The organism is Vreelandella stevensii S18214 (assembly GCF_000275725.1).
GTDB classification, from domain to species: Bacteria; Pseudomonadota; Gammaproteobacteria; order Pseudomonadales; family Halomonadaceae; genus Vreelandella; species Vreelandella stevensii.
In genome coordinates this window covers 116,158-131,240 of the sequence record NZ_AJTS01000036.1, presented here as the reverse complement: position 1 = coordinate 131,240, position 15,083 = coordinate 116,158, and the positions used below count along the sequence as shown (strand labels likewise).

The following is a 15,083-nucleotide window of genomic DNA, read 5'->3' as shown; positions in this document are numbered from 1 at the left end:
GAGTCGATATGTACCTTTCCGTACAGCTGAGTTACTACCCGCTGGCCGATGATTTCAAGCCCGTGGTGAAAGAGGTGGTCAAACGCCTGGAGGCCACCGGGTTGGAAGTACACCCCAACCGAATGAGCACTCAGGTATTTGGCGAGTTCGATGAGGTGATGGCGGCACTCGGCGAGGTGATGAAGTGGTCGTTCGAGACCCACGGCAAAGCCGTGTTTACCGCCAACTTTTTGGAAGGTGATCGGCGGCCCCGGTAAATGATTTTGTGCTCAGTCATTGAGCAGCCGGGAAAGTAAATTAAACTTTTGTTTTACCTAGCTCTGCGTGTCGCAGTTCCAATGTTGCATGTCGTAAATGCGAATCGAGAGGGGTGAGATCATGGTAGGTTGATGAGCAAGATCAATAAAAGTCAGGGGAACCTTAAAACATGATCACAACGACACTCAAGCAGGGACGCTATGCCCCTGCCACGGCCCTACTGGCCCTTCTGAGCGTTTCGGCCGTGCTTCCATCGGCGCATGCGCAGACACACCGGCTAGACTTTTCCAACGAATACAATGCAAGTTCCATCCACGCCCAGGGCGATGCCTACTTCATCGAACGCGTTGATGAGCTGACCCAAGGAGAGGTCGCCATCACCCTGCACACTGGTGGAGCGCTTGGGTTTAACTCCGGAGATCATTTTTACGCTGTTGCCGATGGTGCCATCGATATCGCTGATACCCTTTCTGGGACCATGAGCGGTGTGGACTCTATCTTTCTCCTTTCTTCTCTACCATTTCTGGTCAATGACATAGAAGACGCACGACGACTCTACGACATTGCCAGACCCTACTACGAAGCAGTCTTCGAGGATAACGACCAGGTGCTTCTGTACGCGTCTCCTTGGCCGCCCAGCGGCATCTGGTCCAGAGGTGACATTGAACACGCCAGTGATCTGCAAGGCCTAAAAATTCGTACTTTTGATCGCAGCGGCACGGAAACCTTCCGCAACCTGGGTGCGTCGCCGGTCAGTTTGTCCTGGGGAGATGTGGTGCCACAGTTGGCGACAGGCGGCATCAGCGCAGTGCTGACCTCGGCAGAGGCGGGAGCCAATGCCAGTTTTTGGGAGCATCAGGACTACTTCTCGGCTGTTCAGTACGCTATTCCGCTCAATATGGTGCATATGAACAAGGCTGTCTTTGATGCTCTCGACGAGACGCAGCAGGAAGCCGTGCTGGAGGCCGCGCGCCTGACCGACGAGCACAATTGGGAAGCGGTCATCACGCGGACCGAAGAGAACTACCGCACGTTGGCCGAGCATGGTGTCGTGGTCAACGATCCTGCCACGCAAGATGTCATGGAGGCGTTGTCTCAGGCGTCAGAAAGCGTGATCGACAATTGGCTGGCGACTAGCGGTGAGGTCGGTGAAGCGATTCTGGATGCGTTTCGGAGCCCGCAATGAGGCTGCTTTACGCCATTGAGCGTGTCTCGGTGCTGTTGAACAGGTTGGGTGCGCTCATCGCTATTTTATTGATCGTCTACATGCTTGGTCATATCGTGCTGGAAATCGTCTTGCGATTGATGGGCCGTTCGACGTTCATCCTGGATGAGTACATTGGCTATGCCGTGGCGACCATGTCTTTTCTGGGGCTGCCCTATGTACTGGAAAAGGGCGGTTTGATCCGTGTCTCACTACTATTGGGGCGCATCCCCGTGGAGATGCGCTGGCCGCTAGAGCTGTTCAGCAGTCTGCTGACGGCCGCGGGTTTCATCTGGTTATCCACCTTCTGGTTTACCAACGTGCAAAGGAGTTACTTGCGGGGTGTGGTCAGCGACACGATGGCTGAAACGCCCCTTTGGTTGCCCGAGGGAGGCATCTTGATCGGAATGTGGCTGATCGCCTTCACACTGTTGGTAAGGTCTCTGAAGATTAGCTTGCTGCGCTCACGCTATATATCACCGACGGCCTGAAGCCGGTGAACAGGAAGAAACTATGGATATTTTCTGGACTGCCGTTGGTGTCGCGCTGCTGCTGATATTCCTGCTCTCCATGGGTACCTGGATATTTGCTTCGATGCTGGCCGTTTCCATCGGGTCGTTATGGCTGTTCGGTGACTTTGGGGGTGACCGTATCGGCTTGATTTTCTCGCGTATTCTGTATCGAGCAAGTAATAGTTGGGAGCTGTCGGCGATTCCGCTATTCATCCTGATGGGGGAGCTGATCTTTCGATCCAATCTCTCGGAGCGGTTGTTCAAAGGGCTGGTACCCATGACCAGTCGCTTGCCCGGTGGGATTCTGCATACCAACGTTCTGGGATGTACGTTGTTTGCGGCAGTGAGCGGTTCCAGTGCCGCCACGACCGCTACCATTGGTAAAATAACCACTCAGGAACTCAAACGGCGCGGCTATGACCGACATTTATCGATTGGCTCGCTGGCTGGGGCGGGCAGCCTTGGTCTGTTAATTCCTCCCTCTATTGTCATGATTGTGTACGGGGTACAGGCGGAAGTCTCGATCAGTCGGCTGTTCATGGCGGGGGTTGTGCCTGGTTTGGTGATCGCCCTGCTCTACAGTGGATATATTGCGTTGCGTGCCATGCGTTCGCCCGAGCTGGCACCTAAGCAGGTCATCCATGGGCAGACGCTGGTGCAATCTCTGGGTCTTTTATTTCCCATCGTAATGTTGATCGTGATTGTGATCGGCTCCATCTATACGGGCATTGCCACACCTTCCGAGGCGGCCGCCGTTGGTGTGACCGCGACCCTATTGCTATTGGCAATAGAGCGGCAGCTGAGTATATCGATGCTGGCAGATGCGCTTCGCGGCACACTGATCACCTCCATCATGGTGTGTAGTCTGCTGATCACGGCCACGCTGCTATCGACCGCCATGGGCTACCTGCACTTGCCGCGCGAACTGGCGAGCTGGATTGCGGCTCAAGCATTCAGTCCTATGCTGCTGCTATTGGCATTGGCCCTGTTCTATATCGTGTTAGGGCTGTTCCTGGATGGTATTTCCATTACCGTCATGAGCCTACCTATCACCCTGCCCATTGTACTGATGGCTGGGTTCGACCCGATCTGGTTCGGTATTTTTCTTATTATCATGATCGAGCTTGGGCAGATTACCCCGCCGGTAGGTTTCAACCTGTTCGTTCTACAGAGCCTGACGGGCGAAAGTATTGGACGCGTTGCCTGGGCATCACTGCCGTTTTTCTTGCTAATGTGCTTGGCGGCAGTGATCGTCAGTGTCTGGCCGGAATTGGTCCTTTGGCTACCTCGTTATATGGCGGGCTGACTCTTTTTGATTGAGGACGTTTGGGAAGTCTGAACGATTAGCCTGATGATCAACGCCGCCCGATGGGGCGGCGTTTTATCTAGTGTGAACTGCGTTGGGATAAGGGCTTAGATCAGCGATTCCAGGCAGGACTCGATGATGTCCAGGCCTTCGTTCAGCACGTCGTCTTCGATGGTGACGGGCATCAGGAAGCGGATGGTGTTGCCGTACATGCCGCAGGAGAGCAGGATCAGACCCTCTTCACGGGCTTTTTTGCACAGCGCTGCTGCCAGCTCCGGGTTCGGGGTGCGGTCGGTCTTGTTGTTGACCAGTTCGAAGGCGGCCATGGCGCCCATGTTGCGCACATGGTCGATGCAATCGAACTTGCCCTGCCACTCGTTGAAGCGCGCCGCCAGCTTCTCGCCCAGCGCCTGGCTCTTCTCGAGGATGTTCTCCTCTTCGAAGATTTCCATGACGGCCAGCGCAGCCGCACAGGCGGTGGGGCTGCCGGTGTAGGTGCCGCCCAAGGAGTTGGGGCCAGAGGCGTCCATCACCTTGTCGGTACCGACGATGGCCGAGATCGGCATGCCGTCGGCCATGCTCTTGGCCATGGTCATCATGTCCGGCTCGACGCCGCTGTGCTCGATGGCGAACATCTTGCCGGTGCGGCCAAAGCCTGACTGCACTTCATCGATGATCATCAGCATGCCGTGTTCATCGCAAATTTCGCGAATCTTTTCGAGGAAGCTTTTCGGGGCGGGGTAGAAGCCGCCTTCACCCAGTACTGGCTCCAGAATGATGGCAGCGGTGTCTTTGGGGTTGGCGTCGGTTTTCAGCGTCATCTTCAGGCCGCGAATCGCTTCGTCTTCGCTGACGCCGTGGTAGGGCACCGGGTAGGGGGCGCGGAATACGGTGCCGGGCATCGGGCCGAAATCGGTCTGGTAGGGTGCAACCTTGCCGTTCATGGCCATGGTGTAGAAGGTACGGCCGTGGTAGCCGCCATCGAAGCAGATCACGTTGGAGCGGCCAGTGGCGGCGCGAGCGATCTTCACCGCGTTTTCCAGCGCTTCGGCACCGGAATTGGCCAGCATGACTTTGGCGTGGCCACGGACGGGAACCAGATGGCTGAGCTTTTCGGCGACCTTGACGTAGCCTTCATAGGGCATGACCGTCTGGCAGGTGTGCATGACCTTGTCGAGCTGGGCTTTTACCGCGGCCACCACTTTCGGGTGGCGGTGCCCCACGTTTAGGACGCCGATACCGCCCGCGAAGTCGATGAAGCGGTTACCGTCGGCGTCCCAGATCTCAGCGTTTTCGGCGCGGTCCGCAAAAGCGGTGGCAGGGCTTGCTGCCCCTGCCGCGACGTATTTCTGCTTTAGTTCGTTTAGCTCGGCGTTGCTCATGGCTCAACTCCTTTGGGTTGGGGTGTGCTTGTCAGCATCTTGTAAGCATAGTGCGCATCAGCGTGCATCACACAGGTGACGATGCGATGACGACGCGATTCCGCCCTGCCTGCTTGGCTTGGTACATGGCCTTGTCAGCCCGGTCCAGCATTCGTGTGCTGGTGGCTTCACTGTAACATGCGATACCCGCCGACAGCGTCACGGTGAGCTGGTGCTGGGTATAGGGCGTTTGTGCCACCTCTTGGCGGATGCGCTCCAGGGCGGTTTGAGCCCCTTCGGCGTCGATCTCCGGCATGATGATCAGGAACTCTTCGCCTCCCAGACGTATCTGGACATCCGTGTTGCGTAGCTGTTGGTTGACCACCCGCGTCAGCTCCTCGAGCACGCCGTCGCCGGCGCCATGCCCATAGGTGTCGTTGATCTGCTTGAAATCATCCAGGTCGAAGAGCGCAATGCTCAGCGGGTTGCCGTAGCGCTGGCAGCGTTCGATGGCTTCCTCCAGCTTGGCAAGCCCTTGGCGACGGTTTAGCAGGCCGGTCAACTCATCGTGGTGCGCCAGATATTCCAGGCGCTCGTTGGCTTGCTTCAAGCGCTCTTCCAGCCGCTTGCGCTGGGTGATATCGACGATGAACGTGACCTTGCGGGCCAGCCCATCATCGCCCTCTATGCGGGCGGCTTCGGCGATGATGGTGCGTACTTCGCCGTTCTTGCAGCGCACTTCCCACTCCTGGCGCAGCTCGTGAGTGTCGTTGCCCTGGATGAACACATCGTGCAGCTGGCTGAGCTGTTGTCGATACGCTTCGGGCACCACGATGGTGAAGTGCTGGCCGATCAACTCTTCCTCTTGATAGCCGTAAAACTGGCAGTAGGCAGGGTTGACCATTTCGAAATGACCATGGGGGTCGGTGATACAGATGCCCAAGGGTGCGGTCTTGATAACGTTCTTCGTATTGCGCTTTGAGCGGTGTATCAGTTGATACAGATAATCGGTGCCGATTGCGTTCATTCAGCGCTCCATGCCTGACGATATCTCGTGACCTAGCGCTTCCAGCATAGGCGTTAGTTCCGTTGCCAGCTCGCCAATCCGGGGTTTGGCATAAAAGAACCCTTGCTGCCGCGTGATGCCAGCCCGGGCAAGCCACAGCGCTTCCTGGCGTGTTTCCACGCCTTCGGCAATCAGCGTCATGTCCAGTTCCCTGGCCAGCAGGATGATCGCATTGAGCAGGGCCTGACGACGTGGGTGCTGATCACAGTGCATGACCAGTTCGCGGTCGATCTTGAGTTTGTCCGGTGCCAAAACAGTCAACAGGTCCAGGTTGGCGTAGCCGTTGCCAAAGTCGTCCAGGGCTGTCTTGAATCCCATGCTGCGGTAAGCATCGATGATGTTGCACAAGTGTTGGCGGTCGCGTACCCGCTCGGTTTCGGTGATCTCGAAGATCAGTTTGTCGGTGGGCCAGCCCACCCGTTGAGATACCTCCAGCGTGGCTTGAATGCAGGCCTCGGGTTCATATACGGCGTTGGGCAGGAAGTTGATGGAGAGGTCGGTCTCCATGCCAAGTTCGCTGGCCAGTTCGATGGCACGAACCCGGCACGCCTGATCGAAGCGATACAACAGGTCATCGGTCACCTGGGACAGGATGCTCCATGCCGATTCACCATTCGGGCCGCGCACCAGTGCTTCATGGGTTACCACGCGGGCCTTTGAAAGCTCGACGATGGGTTGGAAGGCCATGGTGAACTCAAAGGGCAGCTCGCCCTCACAGCGTTTACACACTCCGCTCACTCGCGCACAGTTAGCCATGCCGTTACCCCATGTCGTCTTTTATTCGGCCGACGGGTCACGTCGCCTGGATTGGAAATCGTCGTAAAGCACGTGCTCGGGTTGGCCACGAGCTGCCAAGAGATAAGCTTAGTCTAGCGATAACGACACTGTCTGTATAGGTTTTGTATAGAGTGGTGATGGCAGGCAAAAAAAACGCCCGGCTGGGCGTTTCAAGGGGTACTACATCGACATAGGTTCATAGTTAAAGTGGGTAATAGTTAAAGTGGGTCATATTCGGAAGAGAGCAGTGCTAGATGATGCCTGCCGCGCGAAGCGCCGCGCGCTGCTCGTCACTAATACCGATGGCATCCAGCACGCTATCGGTGTGCTCGCCCAGGGTCGGGGGAGCGCTCTGGGCACTCAGTGACTGCCCGTTGATACGAATCGGGTTGGCGACGAGATTGACCTCGCCTGCCAGTGCATGGGGCAGCGTCTGTTTGAGCCCGCGTGCCTTGACATGAGGATCGTCAAACACGCGATCAAGGGTATTAATGGGCCCGCAGGGCACACCGACCGCTTCGCAGGCTGCCAGCCAGCTATCGGTAGGCTGTGCTGCCAGGGCGAGTGCCAGGATCGGCACCAGCGCTTCGCGATGCTGTACACGACTGCCATTGGTGGCAAAGCGCTCGTCCTGTGCCAGCTGCGGCTGGTCGATGACCTGGCAGAAGCGCTTGAACTGTTCGTCGTTGCCGACGGCCACGATCATGTGACCATCGGCGGTAGCAAACGCCTGATAGGGCACGATATTCGGGTGCGCATTGCCCAGCCGCTGGGGTACCTGGCCGGAGGTCAGGTAATTGAGTGCCTGGTTGGCCAGCACACCTACCTGTACGTCCATGAGCGCCAGGTCGATATGGCAGCCTTCGCCACTGTCGCGGCGCTGGTACAGCGCTGCCAGCACCGCATTGGTGGCATACAGGCCCGTGAAAATGTCAGTGATGGCGACCCCCACCTTGACCGGGCCGCCACCGGGTTCACCGTCGGGTTGGCCGGTCAGGCTCATGAGGCCGCCCATGGCCTGGATCATGAAATCGTAGCCCGCTCGATGGGCGTAGGGGCTCTGCTGGCCAAAGCCCGTAATGGAGCAGTAGACCAGGCCAGGATTGAGTGCTTTCAGGCTCGCGTAGTCCAGGCCGTATTTTTTCAGCCCGCCGACCTTGAAGTTTTCCAGCACCACGTCCGATTGGGCCGCCAACTGCTTGATCAGTGCCTGGCCTTCGGGCTTGGCCATATCGACCGTCACCGAGCGTTTTCCACGATTGGCGCACAGGTAGTAGGCCGACTCGTTGCTGCCGGAGAGCCAGGGTGGCCCCCAGTGGCGCGTGTCATCGCCGCTTTGGGGGCGCTCTACCTTGATCACCTCGGCACCCATGTCGGCCAGCATCTGCCCGCACCAGGGGCCTGCCAGTACCCGAGAGATATCGAGTACCTTGATGCCTGCCAGGGGCTTTGCGACTGTGCTCATGGGGTGCCTCGCTGAGTGATGACGACGTTAGAAGAACGACTGAATGCCGGTTTGTGCGCGGCCCAGAATCAGGGCGTGCACATCGTGGGTACCTTCATAGGTATTCACGGACTCCAGGTTCACCATGTGGCGGATCACGCCGTACTCGTCGGAGACGCCATTGCCACCGTGCATGTCGCGGGCCACCCGGGCGATGTCCAGCGCTTTGCCACAGTTGTTGCGTTTGATCAGCGAGATCATTTCCGGCGCCCAGTTGCCGCTGTCCATCAGGCGGCCCACCTGCAGGGCGGCTTGCAGGCCCAGGGTGATTTCGGTCTGCATGTCGGCCAGCTTCTTCTGGATCAGCTGGTTGGCGGCCAGCGGGCGGCCAAACTGCTTGCGGTCCAGGGTGTACTGGCGGGCAGCGTGCCAGCAGAATTCAGCGGTGCCCATCACGCCCCAGGCAATGCCGTAGCGTGCTTTGTTCAAACAGCCGAAAGGACCTTTCAGGCCGCTGACGTTGGGCAGCAGGTTCTCTTCGGGAACGAAGGCGTTGTCGAGGACGATTTCGCCGGTGATCGATGCACGCAGAGAGACCTTGCCTTCGATTTTCGGGGTGGAGAAGCCTTCGGTGCCACGCTCGACGATGAAGCCTTTGATCTGGTTATCGTGGGCAGCGGACTTGGCCCAGACCACCGCGATATCGGCAATCGGGCTGTTGGTGATCCACATCTTCGCCCCGGTCAGGCGGTAGCCGCCATCGACTTTTTCTGCACGGGTGATCATGGAGCCCGGGTCGGAGCCATGGTCGGGTTCGGTCAGGCCGAAGCAGCCCACCATCTCGCCACTGGCCAGCTTGGGCAGGTATTTGTGTTTCTGCTCTTCGGAGCCATACGCTTCGATGGGGTACATCACCAGCGATGACTGCACGCTCATGGCCGAGCGATAGCCAGAATCGACACGCTCCACTTCACGGGCGATCAGGCCATAAGCCACGTGGTTGACGCCCGCGCCGCCGTATTCCGGGGAAACCGTGGCGCCCAACAGGCCCAGCTCGCCCATCTCGGACATGATGTCACGATCGAAACGCTCTTCGCGGAAAGCGCTCAGCACACGTGGCTGCAGGTTTTCCTGGCAGTAGTCGTGGGCGGCGTCACGAATCTGGCGCTCTTCATCGGTGAGCTGGTGTTCGAGAAGCAGCGGGTCGTCCCAGTTGAAGCGTGTCATGGCGTTGAACTCCGAAAGATGATCTTGTTGAGCTCAATGTATCGCCGTTATTTAAAAATATCTACATTTTTTTAAAACGCAGAATTTAATCGCCCGGCATTCAATCGATGCCGCGGGCTTGCAGTACCCGTGTAATGATAGGCACCGGAGTCATCAGGTGGTCGCGCATCAGGTCGGCCGCCTGTTCGGTGTTGCGGGCGAGAATGACGTCGACCAGCGCCGCATGCTCCTGGCGCTTGATGTCCAGCGCCTGGGGCGACATGACGGTCTCTTGCAGCCACAGGTGGCGATAGCGCTCTACCTGATCGAACAGGGTGTTGCGCATCTGCAGCAGGTGGGGGGAGTTGCAGCCGCTGGCAATGGCGGTATGGAACGCCTTGTGGCGTAAATCCCAGCCGTCCAGCAGTTCGTCGGGGGAGCTGACGTCGGTGACTTTGGCCAGGCGGTGCGCCGTGGCCAGCACGTTGGCTTCCCAGTCGTCGTCGCCACGTTCGATGGCGAGGCGCAAAATCAGCCCTTCCAACTGAGCGCGAGCGTCGTAGATATCGTTCAGTTCGGCCAGCGACATGGCCGCCACCCGGTAGCCCCGTTGGCTGATGGCCACGACCAGTCGGTCGGCGACCAACTGTGACAGCGCTTCACGCAGGGGGCCGGTGCTCACGCCGTAATACTCTTTCAAACGGCTCATCAAGAGCTTCTCTTCGGGGGCATAGCGGCCACGAATGATGTCCTGCTTGAGCGCGTGGTAAGCGCTAATCGCCAGGTTCTGGCGCGGTGCATCGTGCTCCATGGGGACTCCTTGGATCAGTGTGGCTTAGACCAATGTAGGGGCATGGCGGTCAACGTAGAATAACGGCTATTATCAATAAATTTTGCAAATTTGGCACAGGTAACGACATTCATGTGGGATTTCATCATTGTCGGCGGCGGCATACTGGGTTTTTCCACCGCCATGCAGCTGCAACAGGCCTATCCGGACAAACGCTTGCTGGTGTTGGAAAAGGAAGCAGGCCCCGCTCAGCATCAAACCGGCCATAACAGCGGCGTGATTCATGCTGGGGTGTATTACACGCCGGGAAGCCTGAAAGCGAAGTTTTGCCTGGAGGGGAACCGTGCGACCCGCGAGTTCTGTGACCAGCATGGCGTGGGTTACGACATCTGCGGCAAGCTACTGGTGGCCACCAACCCGCTGGAAAAGCAGCGTATGGAAGCGCTCTGGGAGCGCACCGCCGCCAACGGCCTGGAGCGGGAGTGGCTGGAGGCCGCGGCGCTCAAGGAGCGAGAGCCTAACATTACCGGTGTGGCGGGCATTTTCGTGCCTTCCAGCGGCATCGTGAACTATGCCGAAGTCACCCAGGCGATGGCTGACGAGTTCACCCGGCTGGGCGGCGAGATTCGCTTCGATCACTGCGTGACGGGCCTTGACGAGCGGGCCGATGAGGTCGTGGTGACCACCCAGCACGAGACCTTCACCAGCCGCTACCTGGTCTCCTGCTCGGGGTTGATGGCCGACAGGGTGATCCGCATGCTGGGCAAGGATCCCGGCTTCACGATTTGCCCTTTCCGTGGCGAATACTACCTGCTTCCCGAGCACCACAACCGCATCGTCAACCACCTGATCTACCCGATTCCCGACCCCGCCATGCCTTTTTTGGGTGTTCACCTCACCCGCATGATCGACGGGACGGTTACCGTTGGGCCCAATGCGGTGCTGGCGCTCAAGCGCGAAGGGTATCGCAAGCAGGACATGTCGCTACGCGATATGGGGCAGATGTTCAGCCACCCAGGCATCCTGAAAGTGCTGGGCAAGCATCTCAAGCCTGGACTGGTGGAAATGAAAAACTCGCTCTACAAGCGCGGCTATCTGGAGCTGGTACGCAAGTACTGCCCGAGCCTGACCCAGGAGGATTTGACCCCTTACCCGGCGGGCGTACGCGCTCAGGCGGTCTCCAACGATGGTCGGCTGGTGGATGACTTCCTGTTCGTGAATACTCCGCGCACGGTCAACGTGGGCAATGCGCCATCGCCTGCGGCGACCTCGGCGCTACCCATTGGTGCGCATATCGTGGAGCAGGTGAAAACGTTGTTGGATTAGTATCTAACGCAACTGCCGTGCTAACGTTTAAATACCGTTCTCGACGCCGCTGACGGCGGCGAGAAACTGGCTTCTTACCTCCTTTACGTCAACCATAATCAATAAGTCCAAGCAGGACGGAGGCAATTCCAATGAACAAACTAAAATACACCGTTGCAGCGACCATGTTGGCGGCTGCACTGCCCGCCAGCGCCCAGCAGCTCTCCATTGCGACCGGCGGTACCGGCGGCGTTTACTACCCGATCGGTGGTGGCTTTGCCGAAATGATCAACAACCATATCGATGGCGCTCAGGCGACCGCCGAAGTGACCGGTGCTTCCGTCGAGAACATGGGGCTGATCATGCGCGGTGATGCCGACCTGGCCTTGGTGCTGGCCGATACCGCCTACCAGGCCTATACCGGCACGGGTGATTTTGAAGGTCGTCAGATCGAGAATACCCGTGCGCTGGCCTCGGTCTACCCGAACGCGGTACAGCTCGTGACCCTGGCCGATTCCGACATTCACAGCATTGCGGACCTGGCGGGCAAGCGTGTTTCCGTGGGTGCGCCGGGCAGTGGTACCGAGCTGAACGCGCGTGCCCTGCTGGAAGCCAACGGCGTCAGCTACAGCGACTTCACTCCCCAGCGCCTGAACTTCAACGAAACCGCTGATGCCATCCGTGATGGCGATATCGACGCCGGTTTCTGGAGCGTTGGTCCGCCCACCAGCTCGATTCTCAACCTTGCTGCCACGCGCGACATTCGCCTGATCGGCCTGTCCGATGAAGAGATTGCCAACGCCCAGGAAGTGGAAGCGGTGTTCGCCCCTTATGAACTGGCCGCGGGCATGTACGACGGCATGGACGAAGCGGTCCAGACCATTGGTATTCCTAACGTACTGGTCGTCAACGCCGATTTGGACGAAGAGCTGGCCTACCAACTGACCCAGCTGCTGTTCGAAAACATCGATGAGCTGATCGCCGTTCACCCGGCTGCCAACGACACTACCGTCGAGTTCACCATGGGCTCTACGCCGGTGCCGCTGCATCCGGGCGCTATCCGCTACTTCGAAGAAGTCGGTGCGGATATCCCTGACAACCTGCGCCCCTAATCGCGGAGCCGCTATGCGGTGGTGTTTTCCACTGGTGGCGCTTTTCTCGATGAGCGGCATGTGCGCCGAAGCGGGGACCGCCCCTGCTTCGGCGTCGCAGCGTCTGGTCGTCACGACGGAAGAGCATCAGGCGCTGCTGAATGTCGCGGCACCCAGCGGCAGCCGCTGGTGCATCCAGTGGCAGCACTCGGTGAAGCATTTCACGGTCCTGGACTGCTACCGCAATGCGGCAGGAACGCTGCAGCTGGAGCGTAGCCATCAGCCGGATTTTGCCGCTGGGCTCGGGCATGTCCTGGGCCGTGGCGAGCAAGTGTCGGATGGGGAGGGTGGCTACTGGATCGATGCTATCAACGAAGCAGTGCCCAATAACCGCTACGCGCTACGGGTGGGGGCTCTCGCGGTAAACCATCAGGTCATCTGGCCCGATGGTGAGCATGCCGTGTGCAGCTTGAGCGAGCGGGTGGCCGGGCAGCGTGTCACGATTCAACTGATGGAGGCTCGCGACGTTTTACCCCATGACGATATCTGTCAATGACAGCCTGATGCCAAGCACATCATATAAAGCCGGGTGTACCACGCCTGGCGTTATTACATAACGTATAAGTTTGCTAACGCTTCCGAGGACTTCATGAACGAATCCACTCCACCGCCGGTCATCATGCCGGGCGGGAATGCGATTCAACCCCGCATCGTGCTGTGGTGTATCACCATTGTTGCCGTGGGGCTTTCGTTATTCCAGCTCTATTCTGCGGGTATTCAACCCCTGGGTCTCTTCTATCAGCGTAGTATCCACCTTGCGCTGATCATGCTGTTGGCCTTCATGATGTTTCCTGCCTTTGGCCCTCACCGTAAACGCGGTGTGCTGGGCTGGGGGATCGATCTTATCTTTTTTGCCGGGGCGCTGATCACCGGGGGGTATCTGGTGCTCAACCTGGACGCCATTTTCAGCCGCGCCGGGTTCTGGAACGAGACGGACATTCTGGTGGCCTGTATTGCCACGGTGACCGTACTGGAAGCCAGTCGCCGTGCGGTGGGCCTGGGCATGACGATCATTGGCCTTCTGGCGATCATCTATGCCTTTGCCGGGCCAAGGGGCGAGCTGCCTTGGCTGGGCGAGTGGATGCCCGGCATTCTGGCCCACCGTGGCTACAGCCTCGACCGCGTGGCGGGCCAGCTTTATCTGGGGCAGGAAGGTATCTTCGGCCTACCGCTGGGCGTGGCGGCAACCTATATCTTCATTTTCGTCCTGTTTGGCGCGTTCCTGGAAAGCACGGGGGCGGGCAAGTTTTTCATCGATATGGCGTACGCAGCCACGGGCAGGCAGCGTGGTGGCCCGGCGAAGGCGGCGGTGCTGGCATCTGCGGGCATGGGGTCGATTTCTGGCAGTGCCATCGCCAACGTGGTGACCACGGGGGCGTTCACTATTCCGCTGATGAAAAAGCTGGGCTATAAGCCGAAGCAGGCGGGAGGCATCGAGGCGGCGGCCTCTACCGGTGGGCAGATCATGCCGCCGCTGATGGGGGCCGGGGCGTTCCTGATTGCCGAGTACACCAATACGCCGTACCTGGAAATCGTCAAGATCAGTATTCTGCCGGCCATCATGTACTTTGCCACGGTGTATCTGTTCGTGCATATCATTGCCTTGAAGCAAGGCATGCAGGGCATGGCCAAAAGCGAGCTGCCGCAGATGCGCCAGGTGATGAAGGATGGCTGGCATTTTCTGCTGCCGCTGGCGGTGCTGGTATGGCTGTTGGCCATGAGCATGTCGCCCATGCGAGTGGGCTACTACGCGGTGGTGACCATGATTGCCGTGGCGGTGATTCGCTACGCGCTGTGGTACTTCTTCGTGGCCCCCAAACAGGGCCAGCCCGTGACCCTGGAGCGCACCAGGGGCGTGCTGTGGGCAGGGTTGGTGAAGCTTGTGCAAGGGCTGGAGCTGGGCGCGCGCAATGCCGTGGCGGTTTCCATGGCCTGTGCCGTAGCGGGCATCATCGTAGGCGTCGTAGGGCTGACCGGCCTGGGGCTCAAGTTCTCCTCCATGATGCTGGCCTTCTCTGGCGGTAACCTGGTGCTGGCGCTGGTGATGGTCCTGCTGGCGAGCTTGATTCTGGGCATGGGGCTGCCCGTAACGGCCAGCTATATCGTGCTGATCGTACTGGTTGGTCCGGCCTTGACCGCCGAGTTCGGCGTGCCGCTGCTGATCGCTCACCTGGTGGTGTTCTGGTACTCCCAGGACTCCAACGTGACGCCTCCCATCGCCCTGGCAGGCTTTGCCGGGGCAGCGATTGCGGGCAGTAAACCCATGGAGACCGGCGTGCAGGCGTGGAAGTTTGCCAAGGGCCTCTACCTGATTCCGCTGTTCATGGTGTTCAACCCGGAAATCATCGTGGGTGGCCCGGTGCCGGTGGTGATCTGGAACGGGGTCATTGCCATCCTGGCGCTGGGGGCGTTTGCCGCTTCGCTGGAGGGCTATCTGTTTACGCGCATGTCGTGGTTGCCGCGTTTGGCCATTGGCGGCGCGATCTTCGCGGTGTTCTACCCCAGCCTGTGGACAGAAATCGCCGGTGTGGTGGTCATGAGCGTGGTCATCGCAGCCAACTGGCAGGCCAGCCGTCGTGAAAATCTGAGCGTAACGAGCTAACGGCCATCCCTAAAAGAAAGCCCGGAAACCTTGAGAGGTTCCCGGGCTTTTTCATGCCTGCGGTTCAGGCCAGGCTATTTCGCAGCGCGGTCCTGACGGGC

Annotated in this window: 14 protein-coding genes; 8 read left to right on the top strand and 6 right to left on the bottom strand. The window is 58.9% G+C overall.

Annotation, left to right across the window (positions count from 1 at the left end; all coding sequences use genetic code 11):
* Window positions 1-8 precede the first annotated feature (8 nt).
* The 4 genes from HSS18214_RS0108525 to HSS18214_RS0108510 all read left to right on the top strand — a co-directional run bounded on the left by HSS18214_RS0108525 (window position 9) and on the right by HSS18214_RS0108510 (window position 3,280).
* Window positions 9-257: a YkoF family thiamine/hydroxymethylpyrimidine-binding protein gene (locus HSS18214_RS0108525; RefSeq protein ID WP_016914871.1), complete on the top strand. Its 249-nt coding sequence runs from the start codon at window positions 9-11 to the stop codon at window positions 255-257.
* A 170-nt stretch (window positions 258-427) separates the two neighbouring features.
* Window positions 428-1,444, top strand: coding sequence for a TRAP transporter substrate-binding protein (locus tag HSS18214_RS0108520; protein WP_016914870.1), 1,017 nt, complete (start codon window positions 428-430; stop codon window positions 1,442-1,444).
* Entirely contained in the window at window positions 1,441-1,953 is a 513-nt protein-coding gene (locus tag HSS18214_RS0108515) for a TRAP transporter small permease (RefSeq protein WP_016914869.1), read from the top strand. Before HSS18214_RS0108520 ends, HSS18214_RS0108515 begins: the two co-directional genes overlap by 4 nt.
* A 22-nt stretch (window positions 1,954-1,975) precedes the next feature.
* Window positions 1,976-3,280: a TRAP transporter large permease gene (locus HSS18214_RS0108510; RefSeq protein ID WP_016914868.1), complete on the top strand. Its 1,305-nt coding sequence runs from the start codon at window positions 1,976-1,978 to the stop codon at window positions 3,278-3,280.
* A gap of 107 nt (window positions 3,281-3,387) precedes the next feature.
* Here the strand turns inward: HSS18214_RS0108510 and gabT are convergent, their stop codons facing one another.
* The 6 genes from gabT to csiR all read right to left on the bottom strand — a co-directional run bounded on the left by gabT (window position 3,388) and on the right by csiR (window position 9,945).
* Window positions 3,388-4,662: a 4-aminobutyrate--2-oxoglutarate transaminase gene (gabT, locus tag HSS18214_RS0108505; protein ID WP_016914867.1), complete on the bottom strand. Its 1,275-nt coding sequence runs from the start codon at window positions 4,660-4,662 to the stop codon at window positions 3,388-3,390.
* A 67-nt stretch (window positions 4,663-4,729) separates the two neighbouring features.
* Window positions 4,730-5,668: a GGDEF domain-containing protein gene (locus tag HSS18214_RS0108500; RefSeq protein WP_016914866.1), complete on the bottom strand. Its 939-nt coding sequence runs from the start codon at window positions 5,666-5,668 to the stop codon at window positions 4,730-4,732.
* Window positions 5,669-6,463: an EAL domain-containing protein gene (locus tag HSS18214_RS0108495; RefSeq protein ID WP_026001821.1), complete on the bottom strand. Its 795-nt coding sequence runs from the start codon at window positions 6,461-6,463 to the stop codon at window positions 5,669-5,671.
* A gap of 271 nt (window positions 6,464-6,734) precedes the next feature.
* Window positions 6,735-7,949 carry a CaiB/BaiF CoA transferase family protein gene (locus HSS18214_RS0108490; RefSeq protein ID WP_016914864.1) on the bottom strand — a complete coding sequence of 405 codons (1,215 nt, stop codon included), beginning with the start codon at window positions 7,947-7,949 and terminating at the stop codon, window positions 6,735-6,737.
* Between the two features lie 27 nt (window positions 7,950-7,976).
* Window positions 7,977-9,155 carry an acyl-CoA dehydrogenase gene (locus HSS18214_RS0108485; RefSeq protein ID WP_016914863.1) on the bottom strand — a complete coding sequence of 393 codons (1,179 nt, stop codon included), beginning with the start codon at window positions 9,153-9,155 and terminating at the stop codon, window positions 7,977-7,979.
* 100 nt (window positions 9,156-9,255) lie between these two features.
* Window positions 9,256-9,945, bottom strand: a complete 690-nt coding sequence (gene csiR / locus HSS18214_RS0108480; RefSeq protein WP_016914862.1) for a DNA-binding transcriptional regulator CsiR — start codon at window positions 9,943-9,945, stop codon at window positions 9,256-9,258.
* 111 nt (window positions 9,946-10,056) lie between these two features.
* On the opposite strand from csiR, the gene lhgD reads away from it, so the two are divergent.
* The 4 genes from lhgD (at window position 10,057) to HSS18214_RS0108460 (ending at window position 14,982) form a co-directional block, all read left to right on the top strand.
* Entirely contained in the window at window positions 10,057-11,250 is a 1,194-nt protein-coding gene (gene lhgD, locus HSS18214_RS0108475; RefSeq protein ID WP_016914861.1) for an L-2-hydroxyglutarate dehydrogenase, read from the top strand.
* A 131-nt stretch (window positions 11,251-11,381) separates the two neighbouring features.
* Window positions 11,382-12,341: a TAXI family TRAP transporter solute-binding subunit gene (locus HSS18214_RS0108470; protein WP_026001819.1), complete on the top strand. Its 960-nt coding sequence runs from the start codon at window positions 11,382-11,384 to the stop codon at window positions 12,339-12,341.
* A 13-nt stretch (window positions 12,342-12,354) separates the two neighbouring features.
* Complete coding sequence (locus HSS18214_RS0108465) at window positions 12,355-12,876, top strand: DUF1850 domain-containing protein (RefSeq protein WP_016914859.1); 522 nt, start codon at window positions 12,355-12,357, stop codon at window positions 12,874-12,876.
* A 93-nt stretch (window positions 12,877-12,969) separates the two neighbouring features.
* Window positions 12,970-14,982 carry a TRAP transporter permease gene (locus tag HSS18214_RS0108460; protein ID WP_016914858.1) on the top strand — a complete coding sequence of 671 codons (2,013 nt, stop codon included), beginning with the start codon at window positions 12,970-12,972 and terminating at the stop codon, window positions 14,980-14,982.
* Window positions 14,983-15,083 lie beyond the last annotated feature (101 nt).